At 56.7% G+C, this 2,500-nt stretch carries 1 rRNA gene (cut by a window edge); it reads right to left on the bottom strand.

Annotated elements, in window-relative coordinates:
- Window positions 1-32: 32 nt before the first annotated feature.
- Window positions 33-2,500, bottom strand: a 23S ribosomal RNA gene (locus AMK27_RS40805) (it continues 651 nt past the right edge of the window).

The raw sequence follows: 2,500 nt of genomic DNA on the forward strand, positions 1-2,500 counted from the left end.
CTTCAGAACTAACACAGTGGACGCGAGCAACTGAGGACAAGCCCTCGGCCTATTAGTACCGGTCAGCTCCACCCATTACTGGGCTTCCACATCCGGCCTATCAACCCAGTCGTCTACTGGGAGCCTTACCCTCTCAAGGAGGTGGGAATACTCATCTCGAAGCAGGCTTCCCGCTTAGATGCTTTCAGCGGTTATCCCTCCCGAACGTAGCCAACCAGCCATGCCCTTGGCAGGACAACTGGCACACCAGAGGTTCGTCCGTCCCGGTCCTCTCGTACTAGGGACAGCCCTTCTCAATATTCCTACGCGCGCAGCGGATAGGGACCGAACTGTCTCACGACGTTCTAAACCCAGCTCGCGTACCGCTTTAATGGGCGAACAGCCCAACCCTTGGGACCGACTCCAGCCCCAGGATGCGACGAGCCGACATCGAGGTGCCAAACCATCCCGTCGATATGGACTCTTGGGGAAGATCAGCCTGTTATCCCCGGGGTACCTTTTATCCGTTGAGCGACGGCGCTTCCACAAGCCACCGCCGGATCACTAGTCCCGACTTTCGTCCCTGCTCGACCCGTCGGTCTCACAGTCAAGCTCCCTTGTGCACTTACACTCAACACCTGATTGCCAACCAGGCTGAGGGAACCTTTGGGCGCCTCCGTTACCCTTTGGGAGGCAACCGCCCCAGTTAAACTACCCATCAGACACTGTCCCTGATCCGGATCACGGACCGAGGTTAGACATCCAGCACGACCAGAGTGGTATTTCAACGGCGACTCCACCATGACTGGCGTCACGGCTTCAAAGTCTCCCACCTATCCTACACAAGCCGAACCGAACACCAATATCAAACTGTAGTAAAGGTCCCGGGGTCTTTCCGTCCTGCTGCGCGAAACGAGCATCTTTACTCGTAGTGCAATTTCACCGGGCCTATGGTTGAGACAGTCGAGAAGTCGTTACGCCATTCGTGCAGGTCGGAACTTACCCGACAAGGAATTTCGCTACCTTAGGATGGTTATAGTTACCACCGCCGTTTACTGGCGCTTAAGTTCTCAGCTTCGCCCTGTCGAAACAGAGCTAACCGGTCCCCTTAACGTTCCAGCACCGGGCAGGCGTCAGTCCGTATACATCGCCTTACGGCTTCGCACGGACCTGTGTTTTTAGTAAACAGTCGCTTCTCGCTGGTCTCTGCGGCCACCCCCAGCTCAGGAGGAAAACTCCATCACCAGGCGTGGCCCCCCTTCTCCCGAAGTTACGGGGGCATTTTGCCGAGTTCCTTAACCATAGTTCACCCGAACGCCTCGGTATTCTCTACCTGACCACCTGAGTCGGTTTAGGGTACGGGCCGCCATGAAACTCGCTAGAGGCTTTTCTCGACAGCATAGGATCATCCACTTCACCACAATCGGCTCGGCATCAGGTCTCAGCCTTAATGTGTGACGGATTTGCCTATCACACGGCCTACACCCTTACCCCGGGACTACCACCGCCCGGGCTGGACTACCTTCCTGCGTCACCCCATCGCTTACCTACTACCACCTTGGGTCGACGGCTCCACCACTTTCCATTCCCCGAAGGGTCCGGAACGGCTTCACGGCCTTAGCATTAATGGGCTCGATATTGGGCGTTTCAAAGCGGGTACCGGAATATCAACCGGTTGTCCATCGACTACGCCTGTCGGCCTCGCCTTAGGTCCCGACTTACCCTGGGCAGATCAGCTTGACCCAGGAACCCTTAGTCAATCGGCGCACACGTTTCTCACGTGTGTATCGCTACTCATGCCTGCATTCTCACTCGTGAACCGTCCACAACTCGCTTCCGCGGCTGCTTCACCCGGCACACGACGCTCCCCTACCCATCACAGCGGGCGTTGGCCCTATTGCTGCAATGACACGACTTCGGCGGTACGCTTGAGCCCCGCTACATTGTCGGCGCGGAATCACTTGACCAGTGAGCTATTACGCACTCTTTCAAGGGTGGCTGCTTCTAAGCCAACCTCCTGGTTGTCTCTGCGACTCCACATCCTTTCCCACTTAGCGTACGCTTAGGGGCCTTAGTCGATGCTCTGGGCTGTTTCCCTCTCGACCATGGAGCTTATCCCCCACAGTCTCACTGCCGTGCTCTCACTTACCGGCATTCGGAGTTTGGCTAAGGTCAGTAACCCGGTAGGGCCCATCGCCTATCCAGTGCTCTACCTCCGGCAAGAAACACACGACGCTGCACCTAAATGCATTTCGGGGAGAACCAGCTATCACGGAGTTTGATTGGCCTTTCACCCCTAACCACAGGTCATCCCCCAGGTTTTCAACCCTGGTGGGTTCGGTCCTCCACGAAGTCTTACCTCCGCTTCAACCTGCCCATGGCTAGATCACTCCGCTTCGGGTCTTGAGCGCGCTACTGAATCGCCCTATTCGGACTCGCTTTCGCTACGGCTTCCCCACACGGGTTAACCTCGCAACGCACCGCAAACTCGCAGGCTCATTCTTCAAAAGGCACGCAGTCA

This window comes from Streptomyces sp. CB02009, assembly GCF_001905825.1.
Taxonomy (GTDB): Bacteria; Actinomycetota; Actinomycetes; order Streptomycetales; family Streptomycetaceae; genus Streptomyces.